Origin of the sequence: Cellulophaga baltica 18 (assembly GCF_000468615.2) — a bacterium.
GTDB classification, from domain to species: domain Bacteria; phylum Bacteroidota; class Bacteroidia; order Flavobacteriales; family Flavobacteriaceae; genus Cellulophaga; species Cellulophaga baltica.
The window spans coordinates 1,491,779-1,507,134 of the sequence record NZ_CP009976.1 but is presented as its reverse complement, the minus strand read 5'-3'; the positions used below and the strand labels follow the sequence as shown (position 1 = coordinate 1,507,134).

The 15,356-nt window shown below is 29.3% G+C and carries 17 protein-coding genes and 1 tRNA gene; 2 read left to right on the top strand and 16 right to left on the bottom strand.

Annotation, left to right across the window (positions count from 1 at the left end; genetic code table 11):
- Window positions 1-276: 276 nt before the first annotated feature.
- From M666_RS06370 to M666_RS06325, 10 genes are all read right to left on the bottom strand, one after another.
- Entirely contained in the window at window positions 277-1,953 is a 1,677-nt protein-coding gene (locus M666_RS06370; RefSeq protein ID WP_029447307.1) for a response regulator, read from the bottom strand.
- The gene (locus M666_RS19945) at window positions 1,937-3,766 is read right to left on the bottom strand and encodes an McrB family protein (protein WP_029447308.1); all 1,830 of its coding nucleotides are present in this window, start codon (window positions 3,764-3,766) and stop codon (window positions 1,937-1,939) included. The genes M666_RS06370 and M666_RS19945 overlap by 17 nt, the downstream gene beginning before the upstream one ends.
- 4 nt (window positions 3,767-3,770) lie before the next feature.
- Window positions 3,771-4,475 carry a hypothetical protein gene (locus M666_RS06360; RefSeq protein WP_029447309.1) on the bottom strand — a complete coding sequence of 235 codons (705 nt, stop codon included), beginning with the start codon at window positions 4,473-4,475 and terminating at the stop codon, window positions 3,771-3,773.
- On the bottom strand, window positions 4,453-5,742 hold the full coding sequence (locus tag M666_RS06355) for a DNA cytosine methyltransferase (protein WP_029447310.1): 1,290 nt from the start codon (window positions 5,740-5,742) through the stop codon (window positions 4,453-4,455). Before M666_RS06355 ends, M666_RS06360 begins: the two co-directional genes overlap by 23 nt.
- Window positions 5,732-5,941, bottom strand: coding sequence for a helix-turn-helix transcriptional regulator (locus M666_RS06350; RefSeq protein ID WP_029447311.1), 210 nt, complete (start codon window positions 5,939-5,941; stop codon window positions 5,732-5,734). The genes M666_RS06355 and M666_RS06350 overlap by 11 nt, the downstream gene beginning before the upstream one ends.
- Window positions 5,942-6,051: 110 nt before the next feature.
- Window positions 6,052-6,714, bottom strand: a complete 663-nt coding sequence (locus M666_RS06345) for a GIY-YIG nuclease family protein (protein ID WP_029447312.1) — start codon at window positions 6,712-6,714, stop codon at window positions 6,052-6,054.
- A gap of 14 nt (window positions 6,715-6,728) precedes the next feature.
- Window positions 6,729-8,171: a hypothetical protein gene (locus tag M666_RS06340; protein WP_029447313.1), complete on the bottom strand. Its 1,443-nt coding sequence runs from the start codon at window positions 8,169-8,171 to the stop codon at window positions 6,729-6,731.
- A 647-nt stretch (window positions 8,172-8,818) separates the two neighbouring features.
- Complete coding sequence (locus M666_RS06335; protein WP_029447314.1) at window positions 8,819-9,070, bottom strand: hypothetical protein; 252 nt, start codon at window positions 9,068-9,070, stop codon at window positions 8,819-8,821.
- Between the two features lie 88 nt (window positions 9,071-9,158).
- Window positions 9,159-10,022, bottom strand: a complete 864-nt coding sequence (locus M666_RS06330) for an AAA family ATPase (protein WP_029447315.1) — start codon at window positions 10,020-10,022, stop codon at window positions 9,159-9,161.
- 96 nt (window positions 10,023-10,118) lie between these two features.
- Window positions 10,119-10,463: a hypothetical protein gene (locus M666_RS06325; protein WP_029447316.1), complete on the bottom strand. Its 345-nt coding sequence runs from the start codon at window positions 10,461-10,463 to the stop codon at window positions 10,119-10,121.
- A gap of 204 nt (window positions 10,464-10,667) precedes the next feature.
- Here M666_RS06325 and M666_RS06320 point away from each other — a divergent pair, with 204 nt between their 5' ends.
- Window positions 10,668-10,946, top strand: a complete 279-nt coding sequence (locus M666_RS06320; protein ID WP_029447317.1) for a helix-turn-helix domain-containing protein — start codon at window positions 10,668-10,670, stop codon at window positions 10,944-10,946.
- A gap of 6 nt (window positions 10,947-10,952) precedes the next feature.
- Here M666_RS06320 and M666_RS06315 read toward each other — a convergent pair whose 3' ends face one another.
- From M666_RS06315 to M666_RS06310, 3 genes are read right to left on the bottom strand one after another with little or no spacing between them, the layout of a single operon-like run.
- Window positions 10,953-11,387 (bottom strand): hypothetical protein, encoded by a 435-nt coding sequence (locus tag M666_RS06315; protein WP_151198037.1) that lies wholly within the window; start codon window positions 11,385-11,387, stop codon window positions 10,953-10,955.
- Window positions 11,388-11,409: 22 nt separating this feature from the next.
- Window positions 11,410-11,586, bottom strand: a complete 177-nt coding sequence (locus M666_RS20475) for a hypothetical protein (RefSeq protein WP_158400219.1) — start codon at window positions 11,584-11,586, stop codon at window positions 11,410-11,412.
- Window positions 11,587-11,609: 23 nt separating this feature from the next.
- Window positions 11,610-12,113, bottom strand: a complete 504-nt coding sequence (locus tag M666_RS06310) for a hypothetical protein (protein WP_029447319.1) — start codon at window positions 12,111-12,113, stop codon at window positions 11,610-11,612.
- Between the two features lie 84 nt (window positions 12,114-12,197).
- On the opposite strand from M666_RS06310, the gene M666_RS06305 reads away from it, so the two are divergent.
- The gene (locus M666_RS06305) at window positions 12,198-12,428 is read left to right on the top strand and encodes a type II toxin-antitoxin system RelB family anti-toxin (protein ID WP_029447320.1); all 231 of its coding nucleotides are present in this window, start codon (window positions 12,198-12,200) and stop codon (window positions 12,426-12,428) included.
- Here the strand turns inward: M666_RS06305 and M666_RS06300 are convergent.
- The 3 genes from M666_RS06300 to rseP all read right to left on the bottom strand — a co-directional run bounded on the left by M666_RS06300 (window position 12,425) and on the right by rseP (window position 15,354).
- Window positions 12,425-13,636 (bottom strand): site-specific integrase, encoded by a 1,212-nt coding sequence (locus M666_RS06300; RefSeq protein ID WP_029447321.1) that lies wholly within the window; start codon window positions 13,634-13,636, stop codon window positions 12,425-12,427. The two genes, M666_RS06305 and M666_RS06300, sit on opposite strands and share 4 nt — an antisense overlap.
- A 225-nt stretch (window positions 13,637-13,861) precedes the next feature.
- Window positions 13,862-13,935 (bottom strand) — tRNA-Asn (locus tag M666_RS06295).
- 102 nt (window positions 13,936-14,037) lie between these two features.
- On the bottom strand, window positions 14,038-15,354 hold the full coding sequence (gene rseP, locus M666_RS06290; protein ID WP_024482110.1) for an RIP metalloprotease RseP: 1,317 nt from the start codon (window positions 15,352-15,354) through the stop codon (window positions 14,038-14,040).
- Window positions 15,355-15,356 lie beyond the last annotated feature (2 nt).

The window sequence follows — 15,356 nt, the reverse complement described above, 5'->3', positions numbered from 1 at the left end:
TGCCTTATTAAAAATATACTATATAAAAAACATAATTAATATACAGCTATTTCGCCTGTAAATACAAATCTTATACAACTTATTGAAAATCCTATATTCAAATTAATAGATTGATTGTTACAAAAAATGTCAATTTTAGAGTATTTTAGCTTTGCCATAGCATAAGTAGGTTAAGTTTATGGTAAGATTTGGGATGAAAAGGGTGGAAGTAATTTCACCCTTTTCTATGTATTAAATTTTAATTTTGCAAAAAATAATATTTTAAGGTTTTAATAGTTATTTAAAATTATTTATTATAGTAAAGTCTTTTAAATAAACATCTAAACTGACATCATTTTTTTTAACAGCTATAATTAATCTATTGTCTTGTGTTATAATTGATTTTCCATTAAAATCTTTAAAACGGTCTCGTACATAATTAGGGAACTCTGACGATTGAAGTGTACATTGATAAAATGTAAAACCACAATCTTTTGTACTATTAAAATAATCTATAAACCCCTTTCTAAACTTCTTCTTAACATCACCTCTAAAAGACTTTAATTTATAGCTATTATATGCTGTATATGATTTTAAAACAAAAAGAAAATTTATTGAATATTGGTGAACAAATAACGTGTCTCTATCGAATAACCTATCTGACCAATGGTAGGATACTTCTGGTTTAACTGTTTTTTGAATTATTTTAGGATTTTCAAAGTCGTTAGGGTCTTCAATATGACCATAGATAAAAAAGTTGGGTGTAATATTGTAGCCTTCTGTTTCATCATCTCTATATCTAATACTTTGATTATGAAATTGACCTTTTGTGTTCCATAAGTCTATATTATATTGTATGATATTTTTAGCATAGGTAATTTGCTTGTATTTTGAGTTTTGACTCGCTGTATTATCGGATTTGTAGTATTTGGAATCACCAATAAAAAATATATTGCTTCTATCTATTAAAGATTTATCCTCATAAATATGGTCTATGATTTTACCATCCTTATTTTTCTTTAAATTTTGAATGTCTTCATCTACAGCTATTGTATCAGTAAACAGTTTATCAATCATATCCTCGAAAATAATATTGTAATTATTGGTACATAGAAACTCTTCTTTTTCTTTTTTGCTACTTGCATAATCATTATTAGAAAAATACAATTCGCATAACTGATACATTCGCTTTAAGGTATCATTAAAGTAGCGGTATTTTATTTTTTTAAGTTTTCTTAAACCATATTCATCTTCACATAAATTAATAAAAGCATCGTCTTTAAACAGCTTATAAGATTTATCTATTTTAAGATTTAAGTTATGATGATTATTCAAATGATTAAGGATTGAAAAGAAATATGTAATTAATTCTTCCTCTTTGTTAACCATCTTTTTTTTATTACGAATATTTAAGTAAATAGGTGTTTTAGAATTAGCCATAAAAGGCAATGACTTTCTAATAGTTTTTTCCCATTTAGGTTTTGATGCATTATTAGTAATCTGCTCTATGTGACAATATAAAATATGAGTTTTATTCTTTTTGTAGAAGTTTACAATACTCAAAAGTATATCTAAATATGAGTAATTATCTTCACCTAGATTGGAATTTAATTCAAAGGTACGAGATGGTGAGATTAAACCATTTTGATTCCATCTGTTGTTATACTCAACCAAACTATCATAAAAATGAATGCTCAACTCTCTTAACCATTGGTATTTTGAGTCGTGCTTAATTGATGAATGCTCAAGAGAATTATAAAGCTCATCTTTAGTACCCTTAAAAACAGTTTCAACCCCATTTTGCATAAAAACTTTAGGCAGCATTAAAACCAACTCTTTCTTTTTATAAGAGTGGTAATAACCTACCGTTTTTACAGTAGCCTTTAAACCATTTTGTTTGTAAAACTTTAAATCATCAAAGATACCTTCGAGTAAATCAATTGGATATTCTTCTTCCTCAATTAGTAACTTCATCTTCTACTGTTCCTGAATTTTCTGTTGAGATATTTACAGTAACTTCTACACGTTCTAATAATTCTATTAGCTTTTGTACCCCCTCTATTTTAATTGGGAAAAAAGATTCATAAGCTACTAATTTACCTTCCTCATCATAAAAGACAATATTTTTTTCATCTTTGAACACATCGTTCCATAGATAAAAAATAGCCTTATTTATAAAGGTATCAACATCTATAGTGGTTTCCCCTTTTTTCGGTTTTACAAAATAATTACCTATACATTTATCCATTCCCAAAACAGGGTTTTGTTGGATATGATTAAGGTTTACATTTGATATAAACTCATTCCATTTGAAAGTCGCTCCATTCCCTAAATCTATTATGTAATTATAAGATGGATTTGAATCTCCTTCATCAGTAGTCTCGTCATAACATATAGGTATATATTCCCAATCCCATCTTCTTTTAAAAGCACTATCCATAGGGAACAATGATTGGTCTGATGTATTCATTGTTGCATAAATAGTTAAGTTGTTTGGCAGTTTCAATTTACCACTTTCTAAACCTTTTTGTTCATCAGTAAGTACTGATTTTAAATGATTCTCAAGCTCTAATGCAGGTGTAATATTATAATTTGAATCTCTATCTAGCAATTGAAAAATATCGCCAAATATTTCCGCACAATTACCCCTATTAATTTCTTCAATTACTAAATAAAAATCCTTATGAGGATTATTCCATGCTTTTGTATAAATATTAATAAAAGCTTGAGGTACAAATTCATATTTTATATTATCTCCATCCATTTTAGGTTTGTAACTACCTATAAATGTGGCATAATCGTATTCAGGATGAAAAGTTATTCTCTGTACTCTATTATCTTTGCCTTTGACCAGATTATTTACTTTATGTGATTTACCTGTACCTGGTGCTCCATAAAAAATCTTATTAATAGGCTTAAAAAAATAGTTGCCTTTTGATATTAAATGAAACACACTTTCATTCTTAACAATCCGCAAATTGTCTTCTGTTACATCAGATAAGAATTTATTGAAAGAATTTAATGAGCGTGCATTATCGCCTTCTTCACTCCATTGATTACTTAAATAAGTATTGCTGTTACCGAGGATAGAAAAACTATTAGCAAAAAACCTTTTAATACCACCAGATTTTAAACTTTCATCATCCTTTTGAGATGTAAACTGTCCTAGTAAATGATTAGAACCAAAATATTGATCTATACAAATCCCTTGAAATGAATTACTGTTAATCCTAAACTCTCTAAAATTAATATTTTTAAACAAAACATCCTCTCTAAAGTTTTCATGTATATATACAAATGATTTATAAATTATTTGGTTTAAAACATTATCCGATAAAATTGTTAGGTCTTCAGGTTGCTCTTCATTGGTATTACTTTCAATAAGAGAAACTTCATGGTTTGAATTATTTAATAACAAGTGAAAAAAACTATAATTGCCAGATGATTGAGGAACAAATTTGAACTCAAATGATGTATCACTTCTTTTTTTAGTAAAAACTATTATATCATCTATTTGCGCATTTAAAAAATCTTTTAAAAATTGTTTTAATTCCCCATCAATTCTTGATTCACTACCTGCTGCATATAAACGTGTATTTATAAGTTTACCAGTAAAACTATAATTAGAAGAAGTAGAATCATCTTCTTTAAATTTAAAACTTATTTGTCTGTCAGAATCAGCTGGATTATAACTGAAGTTAAAAAATTGATTTGAAGGTTCTTTTGGAAAAGCTATTTGCTTTCCATCCCTTAAATCTTGTCTGAATATTTTTCTTATGTAAAGCATAAAATTAAAAGTTAGACCATTGTAGAGCTATTGCATCAGCAAAACCTTGGAAAGTTTTACTTCTTAAAGTTCTTCTCAACTCTGTTGGGATTGAAGTATGAAACGAATCTGAATACCATTTTGGTAGAGACCTACCGCTAGACAAAACAACTCTTTCTCCTTCACCCACAATATTAGTTGGAACTAAATCAGGTAAGTTTTTTAACCAAAGACAAGTTTTTTTTGATGCTTCATCACCAAACATCCATGGTTGAACAGTTTGGTCTGGTTTTCTATATTTAGTATTTACAGTACCAACAGGGTTTTCTACAGCTATCCTTTCAATTGGCGACTCACACAATTTTATAAAAAACTCTAAAGCCTCATCTCTTTTTTTTGCTCTGTCAGGAAACCTTGGATGAGGTCTTCTTTTTGAGGTAGGCAAATGTTTATCATCAGGATGATAAAACCATCTAGCTCCACTTACCGCTAAATAAGTACATGGAGGATGAGCAATCATTAAATCCCAATTACCATCAATAAAATGTTCTTCACCATTTTCTAATATGCCACCATTATTATCAATTATTTCAAAAACATTAGAATTAAAATGCCATTCAGGATAACCACCGCTAGACGGAAGAATATCACAACTAAAAGCTTCAATACCTAAATTTCTAAAAGCTTTACAAACAGTTTGACTTTCTTCACACGCTATCAATACATTCATATTCTTTATTTATTTCTTTATTTATTTCTTTATTAGAAAACACTTCATATATAGATTGACCAAGAGCTTTTGCAAAAGTTACAGGAACAGCATTACCTATCATCTTATAACAGTATGCGTTAGAGCCAATAAATTTATAATCAATTGGAAAAGTCATCAATAATGCTGCTTCTCTAATTGTAATACTTCTGGCTTGTTCTGCATCAGGATGGATAAATGTTAAACCATCCTTTTGTAAATGAGCTACAATTGTATATGACTGTTTGTCCCATTCTAAACTTCTATATTTACTATATAGAGTTTTCTTTTTAGTCATTTTATAGTAAAAATCAATCTTATCTTGATGAGGTATATAGTTCATCTTATTTCTAACCCACTCTTTAAAAATTTCTATATCCCTACTATTATTATATCTTGGAATATGTTGTAATATATTATTCTCAACAGCCCTATGAGATATATTTTTTTTACCTTCTTTAATTGATGTTTTTAAAGGATAAATCGCTGGTAAAAAGCCGATAGCATCTCTCACAGTTTTCTTATTATCTTTATTACTTCTCCTTTTTATGGACTCATAAAAATCATTCAATTCAAAGACTGAATCTTTTTTAACACCTATTATCAAGACTCTTTTTCGATTTTGTGGAACAGAATATTCAGAACAGTCAAATACTGAATTGTGAATATCAGTATTATCTAATATTTTGTAACCTATAGAATCAAAAGCTTTTGAGATTCTTTCTATAATTGGAATACCCCCAGGTTTTGAACTTAAAATACCTGGTACATTTTCAAAAACAAACAGCTCTGGCTTGAAATTTTCAACAATTTTTGCAAAACTTTCAAATAGATAATTACGATAATCATCTTTCATTGAATTTGGGTCTGTAGCTCTACCATGTATAGAATAAGCTTGACAAGGTGGACCTCCAACAATTATATCGATTTTCTTATCACCAATAAGTCCTTTCAGACCTTTATTGACAACTAACTCATCATTATCAGATGCAAATTTTTTTTTTGATTCGCTTCCCCAATCACCATTTATCAACTCTTTGGTTTTTTGAATATCAAAAAAAATAGCTCTTTTTCTTGCTTCTTCAAATGAGTGGTTCCAAGTGTCAACTAGTCTGTTTCTTAAGGTCTTAATCATTGGTAATTCCCATTCTACATGAGCTACCAAATCAAAATGTTCAAATTGCAGTAAACCTTCGCTTAAACCACCACAACCAGAAAATAAGTCTATAACATTCAATTTATCCTTCATGTTCACTTTTGATATTAGAAACTATTAAATCCTGTACCTCTATATTTAAAATTTTAGCTATTTCAAATAATACTTCCAAACTAGGTTGTGCTCTATTTTGTACATACCCATTAACCGTATTAAAACTTTTCCCTAACTTATCCGCTAACCAAACTTGTTTAATACCTTTTTCTTCAAGTACTTCTTTTATTCTGTTCATAAATAATTATGATTTAAAAATGTAAATATATATTAATTACTTTGTGTTTATAGAACGTATATCATTATATTTTTATAAAAAATTTATTGTAAAAAACACATTAAAGACAACTAATTATTTAACCCTATATATTTCCAAATAAAACCACTACTTTGATTTCTTTCTCCCCTACAACATCTAGCTATACAGGTTTTTGAAATGCCTGTTACTTTTGATGCTTCTGAAACTGAAGAATATTCTCCTACCTTATATCCAGTCATATTTGATTGAATAACAGGTTTTTTTCTTTCATCTTTATTCCAAGAATTTTCATCAACTAACCTATAACTCCAATAATACCCCTTATAAGTTTTATTGTTACCTAAACATGCATTGGAAACTGATTTTTTTCTCCCACACACCATCCATGCAGCATTATGTAAACCATGATGTTCCATAACCATCAATCCCCAAATTGTGTATTGATAAATTTTCTTATTGAACCCTCCACCCCTGTCACTGTTATATCCATTATTTCTACAATCGAACTTAGAAATAAAATAACTTTCCTTGTCGGCTAAATCATTTATAGATTCTGTTTCATAGATAACCTCCCATATGAAAGCCTCTGGACCAAATGTTCCGAGTGCTACTTGAAATACACTTCCTTTATTTTCTTTTGACTTCTGAATATGATCTATTTTACGAGCTTCTAATGACTTTGTTGTCGCACCAACATACACTTTACCATTTTCTCTATTTGTCGCTTTATATATTATTCCTATAGCCTCCATAACCCTTATCTAAATTATTTTACTTGTGTAAATACTCCATTATCAATTACCGCCTTATTCAAAATCTCTTTTACTATATTTTTATCACTCTTTTTACAATACAGTGCATCATAAACATATATGACATAAACATTTCGCTTGTTCAAAGCTTTTATACATTCCGTCATAATTTCTACTTCTTTATTGAATAATAGTTTTGAGGTATTCTTATAATTATTTCGATGCTTATCTTGTATTATTCTATTGAGCATTAGAGGTTCTTTACTAGAGTAGTACCTATAAAGAATACTTTTTTTCATCTCGTTAGGGTGTTTATTAAAAAAAGATAAGTGTTCAATTTTAACTTCTTGGACATTTTTGTCAAGATCTTTAGCAACTTGTTGATGGGTCAAAAATTGAGTGTTACCCTCAAAAATTGATAAAGCAATATTTGGATGAAAGGCTGAATAATCTAACTCAACAATTTCCTCATTATCAATTAAACACATTTGTCTAATCCATGATGGCATTAGATTAAAACTATCTACAACTCTACCTCCTGATTTAATATCTCCAATATTTGGAATCATATACCCACTAGACGTAAGATATTTGAACTGTTTTAAATTTTCCTCTATAAAACTTCTACTTTCAAAATCACTAAAGTAATCTTTCGATCTTTTATTTAGATAAGTTAGAAGTTTCCCTTTCTTTGTTCGATATCCTTCTTTAACTAGTCTCCTTCCTTCAATTAATATTTCATTTTCTGTTGGAAGTTCAATTCGACCGTACAGCGAAATCAAATTTTTTCCAATAGGGTTTTTTGAAGCTCTATTAAGCTTAGAATATAAATATCGAGTTCTCTTTTTTATACTATCACCATCTTTTAAATTGTACTTAACAACATTACTAAATTCATAATGTGATGAAAATTTATATTGTTTAGCGATAATACCTTTTTCGTAAGTATCAGTATTATAGCTGTTTTTTTTACATTCAATAATAGGTAATGTACTATTAGTATGATACTCTAAAGCTCTAATAATATGTTTGTATATATAGGTATTATCATTACCTCGCTTGGTTTGCTCATGTAAAACCTTAGAAGATAAACTTTTCCATTTGTTATCTTTAAAGATTGTTGGTGTTAAATTAGAAACGCTTATTAAGCATTTTTCAACGGCTACACTTTTCTCCTGATCAATTTTCTTAAGTATGTTTTTTGGTAATCTTTCTAAATCTCTTTTAATTCTCCTTGGAATTGTAATACTAGAACATTCAGAAAGGAATATCGGATAAGTGTCATCATTTTTCCATCGATAATAGTCACCTCCTTCGTTCGATACACCAGTAAATTCAGACACCTTATTGCCCACGTCATCTTCATCTTCATCAGTAACATAATTGATAGTATAATTATTAGTAATTGAATTAAATAAATAATATTCATCTTCTTTTTCTCTACTACTTAATTTCATTTTATATAATTTTTTAATAAAAAACCTTTTTTACTTCATTCTATCCTTCGTCATAACTTCGCTCTAGGTTTTATTAAGCGCTTACTTTAACTAACTTTATGTTAGAAATTGAGCTCCATGATAAATTACATTCAATTTTTTATGGAATTTTTTGACCTCTTATTTTTTCGTCAATTCATTGTTCAAAATATTTACTCATTCAGTTATCTAAATTGGATGCAGTTGATTTTACGTGAGTTTGAAGTACTGAAACAAAAAAGCCATACTCTCTGAATTTGAGTATGGCTTGTATTCTATAAATTAAGATGCAGTTATCTTAATCAGTTGTAATATGATCTACTAGTTGTGCAGTAATTATAATGTTATTCCTTCGGTTGTAATCTTAATTTATGGCTTCAAACCATTAATTCTTGCAACAATACGAAAAATAATTGGATTTTCCTAATTTTTTTAAACATATTTAACCGAAAAAGACTCTATTAACTATTATAAAACTTTTTAAATCCAAAAAAGATGCGAAATATTCAAAAAACTATCTCGCACCAATTTTGATTTAACTAGTAACATTTTCAGGGGATTTTCTTTAAAGAGTAAATCCGTCTCAAAACCTAATTGATTAGGGAAAATACAGCATAAAACTCTAAAAATTAATCAATCAAAATTTCAAAATGATTGTAGAAATAAGGTGTATCATCTATAATGTAAACGACATGAAGATTTGTAGATAGTTTTACATAAGTGACTATACACATTTCACCAGTAGGTATTTTACCCACATTCCTAATTGCTAAAACCATAAAAGGACATTTTAATTCAATTAATTTATTCTCAAATGTAACTACCCAAATACTCCATGGCGTAGAGTACCTGAGTAGTTCAACTAACTCACTATTTTTCATGTAAACGCTATGTATATATAATATGCAATGAAGTAATTTGGGTCCTTAAAACAATAAATATGGGCTTATATATTAAGTTCAATCTGAATTATTTAGAATTCTGAATCTGGTCAGAATTAATAATTTGATTTTTTAAAGCTTCTATTTCAGCCTTTCGCTGAAGTATGCGTTCTTTTATTTGATTTTTAAGATTTGGATATTTTGAATAAATATGTTGCAATCCTTCAAGCGCAGAACAGCTATCTATCTCAATAAAAATTTCAGATAAATTAATATTCTCTTTTGACCATTCTGCAAGCTTCTTTCCTGTAGTTGTATTTATAATAAAATCGTTCATTTCCTTAAAAAGTCCAGTTCTATCTTTTGTAACTCTGGCAAGATGCTTTTCATTTAGGAGTTCAAAATTGAGCGTTAAATCATATTCAAATCCATTTCGCATTTCTTCCTTTGTTCCTAGTTTGGTTACAGTCATTTTACCTCTACCATCCAAACCTGTAACATATTCTATTTTACGTCTAACGGTTGTTATAATATGCACATTAGAATGAATTATTTTATCAACAAACGCTTGATGTTTTGGCGTTACGGTGCTCCAATCTTGGAATCTCCCTCCTAACTTTCTGTGAATATCTAAACACCCACCAGACCCTTTCCATTCATTCGACACTGAATCAATGATAATAACTTCCATTGCAGCCTTTTCACAAGCTGTAATAGCTTCTATATACTTTTCTGGACTATAAGGTGCTATCAACGATAACACATTGAAATTACCTAAGTGAGCATACAGATTTGAGCTTCCATTTTCAGTATCTATAATTGCTACTTTGGACCAATCAGTTGTAATTCCATATGCTAATAGTAATGCTGAGTAAGTTTTACCTACCCCAGAAGCTCCACTTAAACCGATTTTAAGTTTTGTGTTACCCCTTTTCGCTTGATGTAATTGCATAATTATATTAATTAAATTTTATACTAATTTTAAATTGTTCAACTAACAAAAAAAGAGAGCTGATATAGCCCTCTTTAATTATTACTTAATATTTTTTTAAAGAACTTCGTCTTCTGGTATTAGATGCTTTTCAGTCATATCTAGTTCTTCATTCACATATTCATATCGAAATAAAAGTTCTACTGTTTCCCCTGTCTCCTTAAAAGTATAATCATAAGGTTCACATGGAACTTTAGCCACTTTACCTTCAAACGATGTTCCAATAAGTTGTTTACAAGTGTCTTCATCAAAAGTTGAAGGTACTGATGCCGTCCTCGTAGAAAAATAAACTTTTCCTGTAGTTCTACTTTTAATAGGTTCTACCCCACCTTGAACAATTAATACATTAAACTCCTTTCCTTGATCATTAGATCTTGTTCTGTAATCAATAATTTTTACCATGATTTTATTTTTAAAATTATAATTTGATATGTGGGGATATTCCCCCAATCCCTAGAAAGGGCGGGGATGTTTGTGGGTTGGTTTGACCAATAGGCTACACCAAAAAAAAATTCAAAAAAAATTCAAAATTTGAAGAAGAAAAATAGGATAAAATTTAAATTATCAATTGACACAACCTACACCTAACATTTAAAATTTAAGAAAATGAAAAATTTGAAATTTGAAGATTTACCGAACGCTGTAGAACTAATTTTGGAAAAATTAAATATGCTTCAAAGTGAAATCAATTCATTAAACGAAAATTTCCAACCAAAAGAACTCATTGAATTGATGTCAAGAGAAGAAACTGCTAACTTCTTTCAAATATCTTACCCCACTCTTAATAACTGGACAAAAAATGGGATTTTAACGGGGTATAGGGTCGGAAATAGAATTTATTATAAAAGGAGTGAGATTGAAAGTCAAGTTCAGAAAATTATCTAGAATTTTCTAATATAACTTTTTTAAATATAGACTTTGAGTTCCCATACTTGTATGAAAAATTAGCCCCCCATCTTTATTAATATAATTACTACCGTATCTATGATTTTTAAAAAATTGCTCAAAACCCATAACAAACCTGTTGGTAGCTTTAACATCCACAGGCAATAAATTATCATCATTTAAGCCAATTCTTATACTTCTAAATTTACTATCATGATCTCCTTGAAAGTATTGTAATAGTATTTGTTTAATAAACCCCCTATCCTTATCATTGACTAAAATAGTATTACCTAAGTCAATCAATTCGTTTTCTGAAATTAGTGATATTTCACAAACAATAAGATCATCAAAAGATTTTACTGATAAAATGTGAATGCTATAATTTAAATAATCTAGCAATTGATTCTTATACTTTCTTCTTAAAAAATAACCATTAAGCATAGCCCAAAATTTTATAGAAATACTACTTAACCCTACCAATGATGTAACCTATAATTCCCCAAAATATTGGTCCAAAAACAACTGCCGATGTTAAATTTCCTCTAACTAACTCAACTATGAAAACCACACCTCCTGGGAAAACAAATCCAAAAATTAAAATGCTAGAAATAATATTTGATTTCTGATTTTTATCGTTCATTACATATTTTTTACTAATAGAATCTACCAAAGATTTTTTATTGACTTAATAGTGTCATAATCCTTTTCCGTTTCAATAAATGATATTAATTTTTCATTAGATGCAGTACACGTTTTATTAAATTCTCCAGTATAGGAATATCTTATTGTTTTTATTTTAGTGAGCCTTAATTCTTCAATATTTTTAGCTGTTAAGGTATAAGTACCCATATTTGAATCATCAACATAATCTCTATTTCCATTTGAATAGATTCTAATTATCTCCCCGTTTTCAAGGTAAATTGTTAATTCGTCGGAAAAACGCATCTTAAAGGGTTTCCATATCTCCATTAATAATATTCCTGATGTATCATTTTTATACCTCCCTAATGTAATTTTTACCTTGGCAAATCCTTTTTCACAATTATCCATAAACTCCCAAGTATCAGAAGTATTATATGATTTATTACCTTCATATATTAACCCTTGAGCAATTGTTGAACCAGTTAAAAAAAACATTAGCATGATACTTAATTTGAATCCTTTCATTTTTTACGTCTATTTAAGTTAAAATTAATGAAAATAGGCATATTTGCCTATATACTAAATCTTATTCTCCACGAATTTTAAAACGTGGATAATTTAGATGAAAAAGCGTTTTTAATAGCATTTGGGAAAAACCTAAGACTTCTAAGAAAAGCCAGAGCTTTAACCCAAGAAGAGTTAGCAAATGAACTTGATATTGAAATATCTCAAATTAGTAGAATCGAAAGAGGAGTAATCAATACTTCTATTTCTAACTGTAATAAAATCTCCCAAGTATTAAAGATTTCTCTAGCTGATTTATTTACTATTAAAGGTTAGCTACTACCTAATTTTTTCGAAAGCCTAACCATTTCCCTTCCAATACTTTTCTGAACCACTTTACCATAATACTCTTGAGTAATATTCATGTTAGAATGACCTAATAGCTCACTAACAATTTCCATAGGAACATCATTATATAATAGTACTGTTGAAGCAAATGTTTTTCTAGCAGTATGATGGGTAATTTTTTTACTAATACCAACAATCCAAGCAATTTCTTTTAAATATGAGTTTATCTTTTGGTTACTAAACTTAGGAAGAACATAGTCTGAAATAGAATCATATTTGTTGATTAGAATTTTAACCTTCGGTAGTATTGGAACTGAAATCAACTTACTTGTTTTCTCTCTTTTAATTTGTATCCACTGATTTCCATCAAAACCATTTACCAAATGTTCTTTTTTAAGATTAGCCATTTCATGATATGCTAACCCCGTATAACAACAAAAAATAAATAGGTCACGAACCAATTGCAACCTAGCCTGTTCAAAATGATGCTTTTCTAATAAAATTAATTCCTCTGTAGATAGAAAAACTACTTCTTTCTTAGCTCTATTAGGCTTATGATTTACAAAAGGATCGTGATTTAGATAACCTTCTGATACAGCCAATTTAATAGGCTTTCTAAAGCGTTGAATTACTTTGTTGACAGTTACCTGCTTCTGATCTTTTTCAGTCTTTAAATAGTACTCAAAATCATTTAAAAATTGTTGGTTCAGTTTATTTAAAGGGAAGTCTTTTTTATGATATTTAAAAGAGATAAATGACGCTACATGATTACATACATATTCAAATTTCTTCCATGTTACAGGCTTAATATCCTTGTTGATTAGTTTATACTGCGCTAATAAGTACCTCTTAAAATAACTAACTACGTTGTCCTCTTTCTTTATTTTTTTGTTTGAATATTTATCTAAAATATCATCAACATTAAATTCTGTATTTTGAACTTGTAAAAATAAATAGGCTTGATTGATTTTTTGACTTATTAAAGATAGTTGCCCATTTTTATTTTGATTCTCAATATCTCGATCAAGCACTAATTGTTTCTTAGCACTCCAACAATCAGGAGCAACAAAAAGACTAGTGGAAAATGACTTTCTTTTATTTTCAAAAGTAATTCTGCATGAGATTGGACATAAGCCCCTTTGATTGAGTTTCGCTTTACTTATTACAAAGCGAATTGATAGTTTTTTTTGATTCATTACTAATTGATTTTTAGTTAAACAATTAGCATACTTTTCGATTTTAAAAATGGGAACCTTAAAGATTTAAGTAGGAACCTTCACGGGAACCTTTTTTCACCTAAAAACTTGACCAGTTGACTATAGTTGGAAGTGGAGTTACATAATAAAATTCAGCTAAAAAAAGCTATACTTGATTAAACCAAAAAAGCCTCTACATTTCTGTAAAGGCTTTCTGTCGCTCTGCTCCCCCTCTTGGGCTCGAACCAAGGACCCTCTGATTAACAGTCAGATGCTCTAACCAGCTGAGCTAAGGAGGAGTGTACTCTATCGCGTTAGCGGCTGCAAATATAATTGTTTTTTCAAACTAGCCAAACAAAAAAAATAGAAATTTTAATTTTTTTTTTAATTGCTCTAAAACATTAGAAAAAACGCTTGATAATATTCCAAATATCGTTTCCAAAAATAACTGCCATTAAGCCCATAATAATCACAAAACCAATTATTTGCCCACGCTCTAATGTTTTTTCACTCGGAGCTCGTCCAGAAATCATCTCATAAAGTAAAAACATTACGTGTCCGCCATCTAAAGCAGGAATCGGTAATAAATTTACGAATGCCAACCAAACAGAGAACATAGCCATAAAATTCCAGAAGAACATCCAGTTCCATTGTGGAGGCATCATTTCTACGATTCCAATAGGTCCTTTAACAGATTTATACGCTTCAGTTTTAGGTTTGAATATAATTTTAAATTGTTTGATCTGCTTTGTAAGCACGTTTATAGTTTCATTAAACCCTGCTGGTATTGCTGCAAGAAAACTATACTCATCTGTCACTATTAAATCATCTGCATTTAAATACACACCAATTATACCTTCTTCTGGCACTACTAAGTTTAAGTTCTCTATACGATCATCTCTATTTACTGCTAAAGCAATAGATTTTCCTTTTGAACTTCTAATTGCTGTTGTAAAATCGTTCCAATATTCACTAGGGGTATTATTGATAGATATAATTTGGTCTCCTGAAACTATACCTGCTTTAGCAGCTATGGAATTAGGCACTACACTATCTATAAGTGATTTTTGTCTGTACCTTAAAAAGTTTTTTCCTTGTGTAGATAATACTTGCTTAATTCCTTCATCAGGAACCGGAAAGGTAACTTTTTGCCCATCTCTCTCTACGGTAATCTCATCTCCTAATAAGATATCTAAAGTAGCATCTGTGAACTTCTTAGATTTTACACCATCAATAGATAAGATTTTATCTCCCGTTTTTAATCCAATACCTTCTCCTATAGAATCTACTAAAATTCCGTATTTTAAATTATCTGCAGGAATGTAACTATCTCCATTGGTCACTATAAGCATGGTATAAATAATCCAAGCTAGAAAAAAGTTAACGGTTACCCCGCCCAACATTATGATTAAACGTTGCCAAGCTGGTTTAGAACGAAATTCCCATGGTTGCGGTTCTTTCTCCATTTGTTCCGTGTCCATGCTTTCATCAATCATGCCCGCCATTTTTACGTAACCTCCTAATGGCAACCATCCAATACCATATTCCGTATCTCCTATTTTCTTTTTAAATAAAGAGAACTTGACATCAAAGAATAAGTAGAATTTTTCAACTTTAACTTTAAAATATTTTGCGGGAAGAAAATGCCCCAACTCGTGTAAAATAACCAGTATTGATATTATTAATATAAAGGTAAGTATCTGTGTAACTACGCCCATTT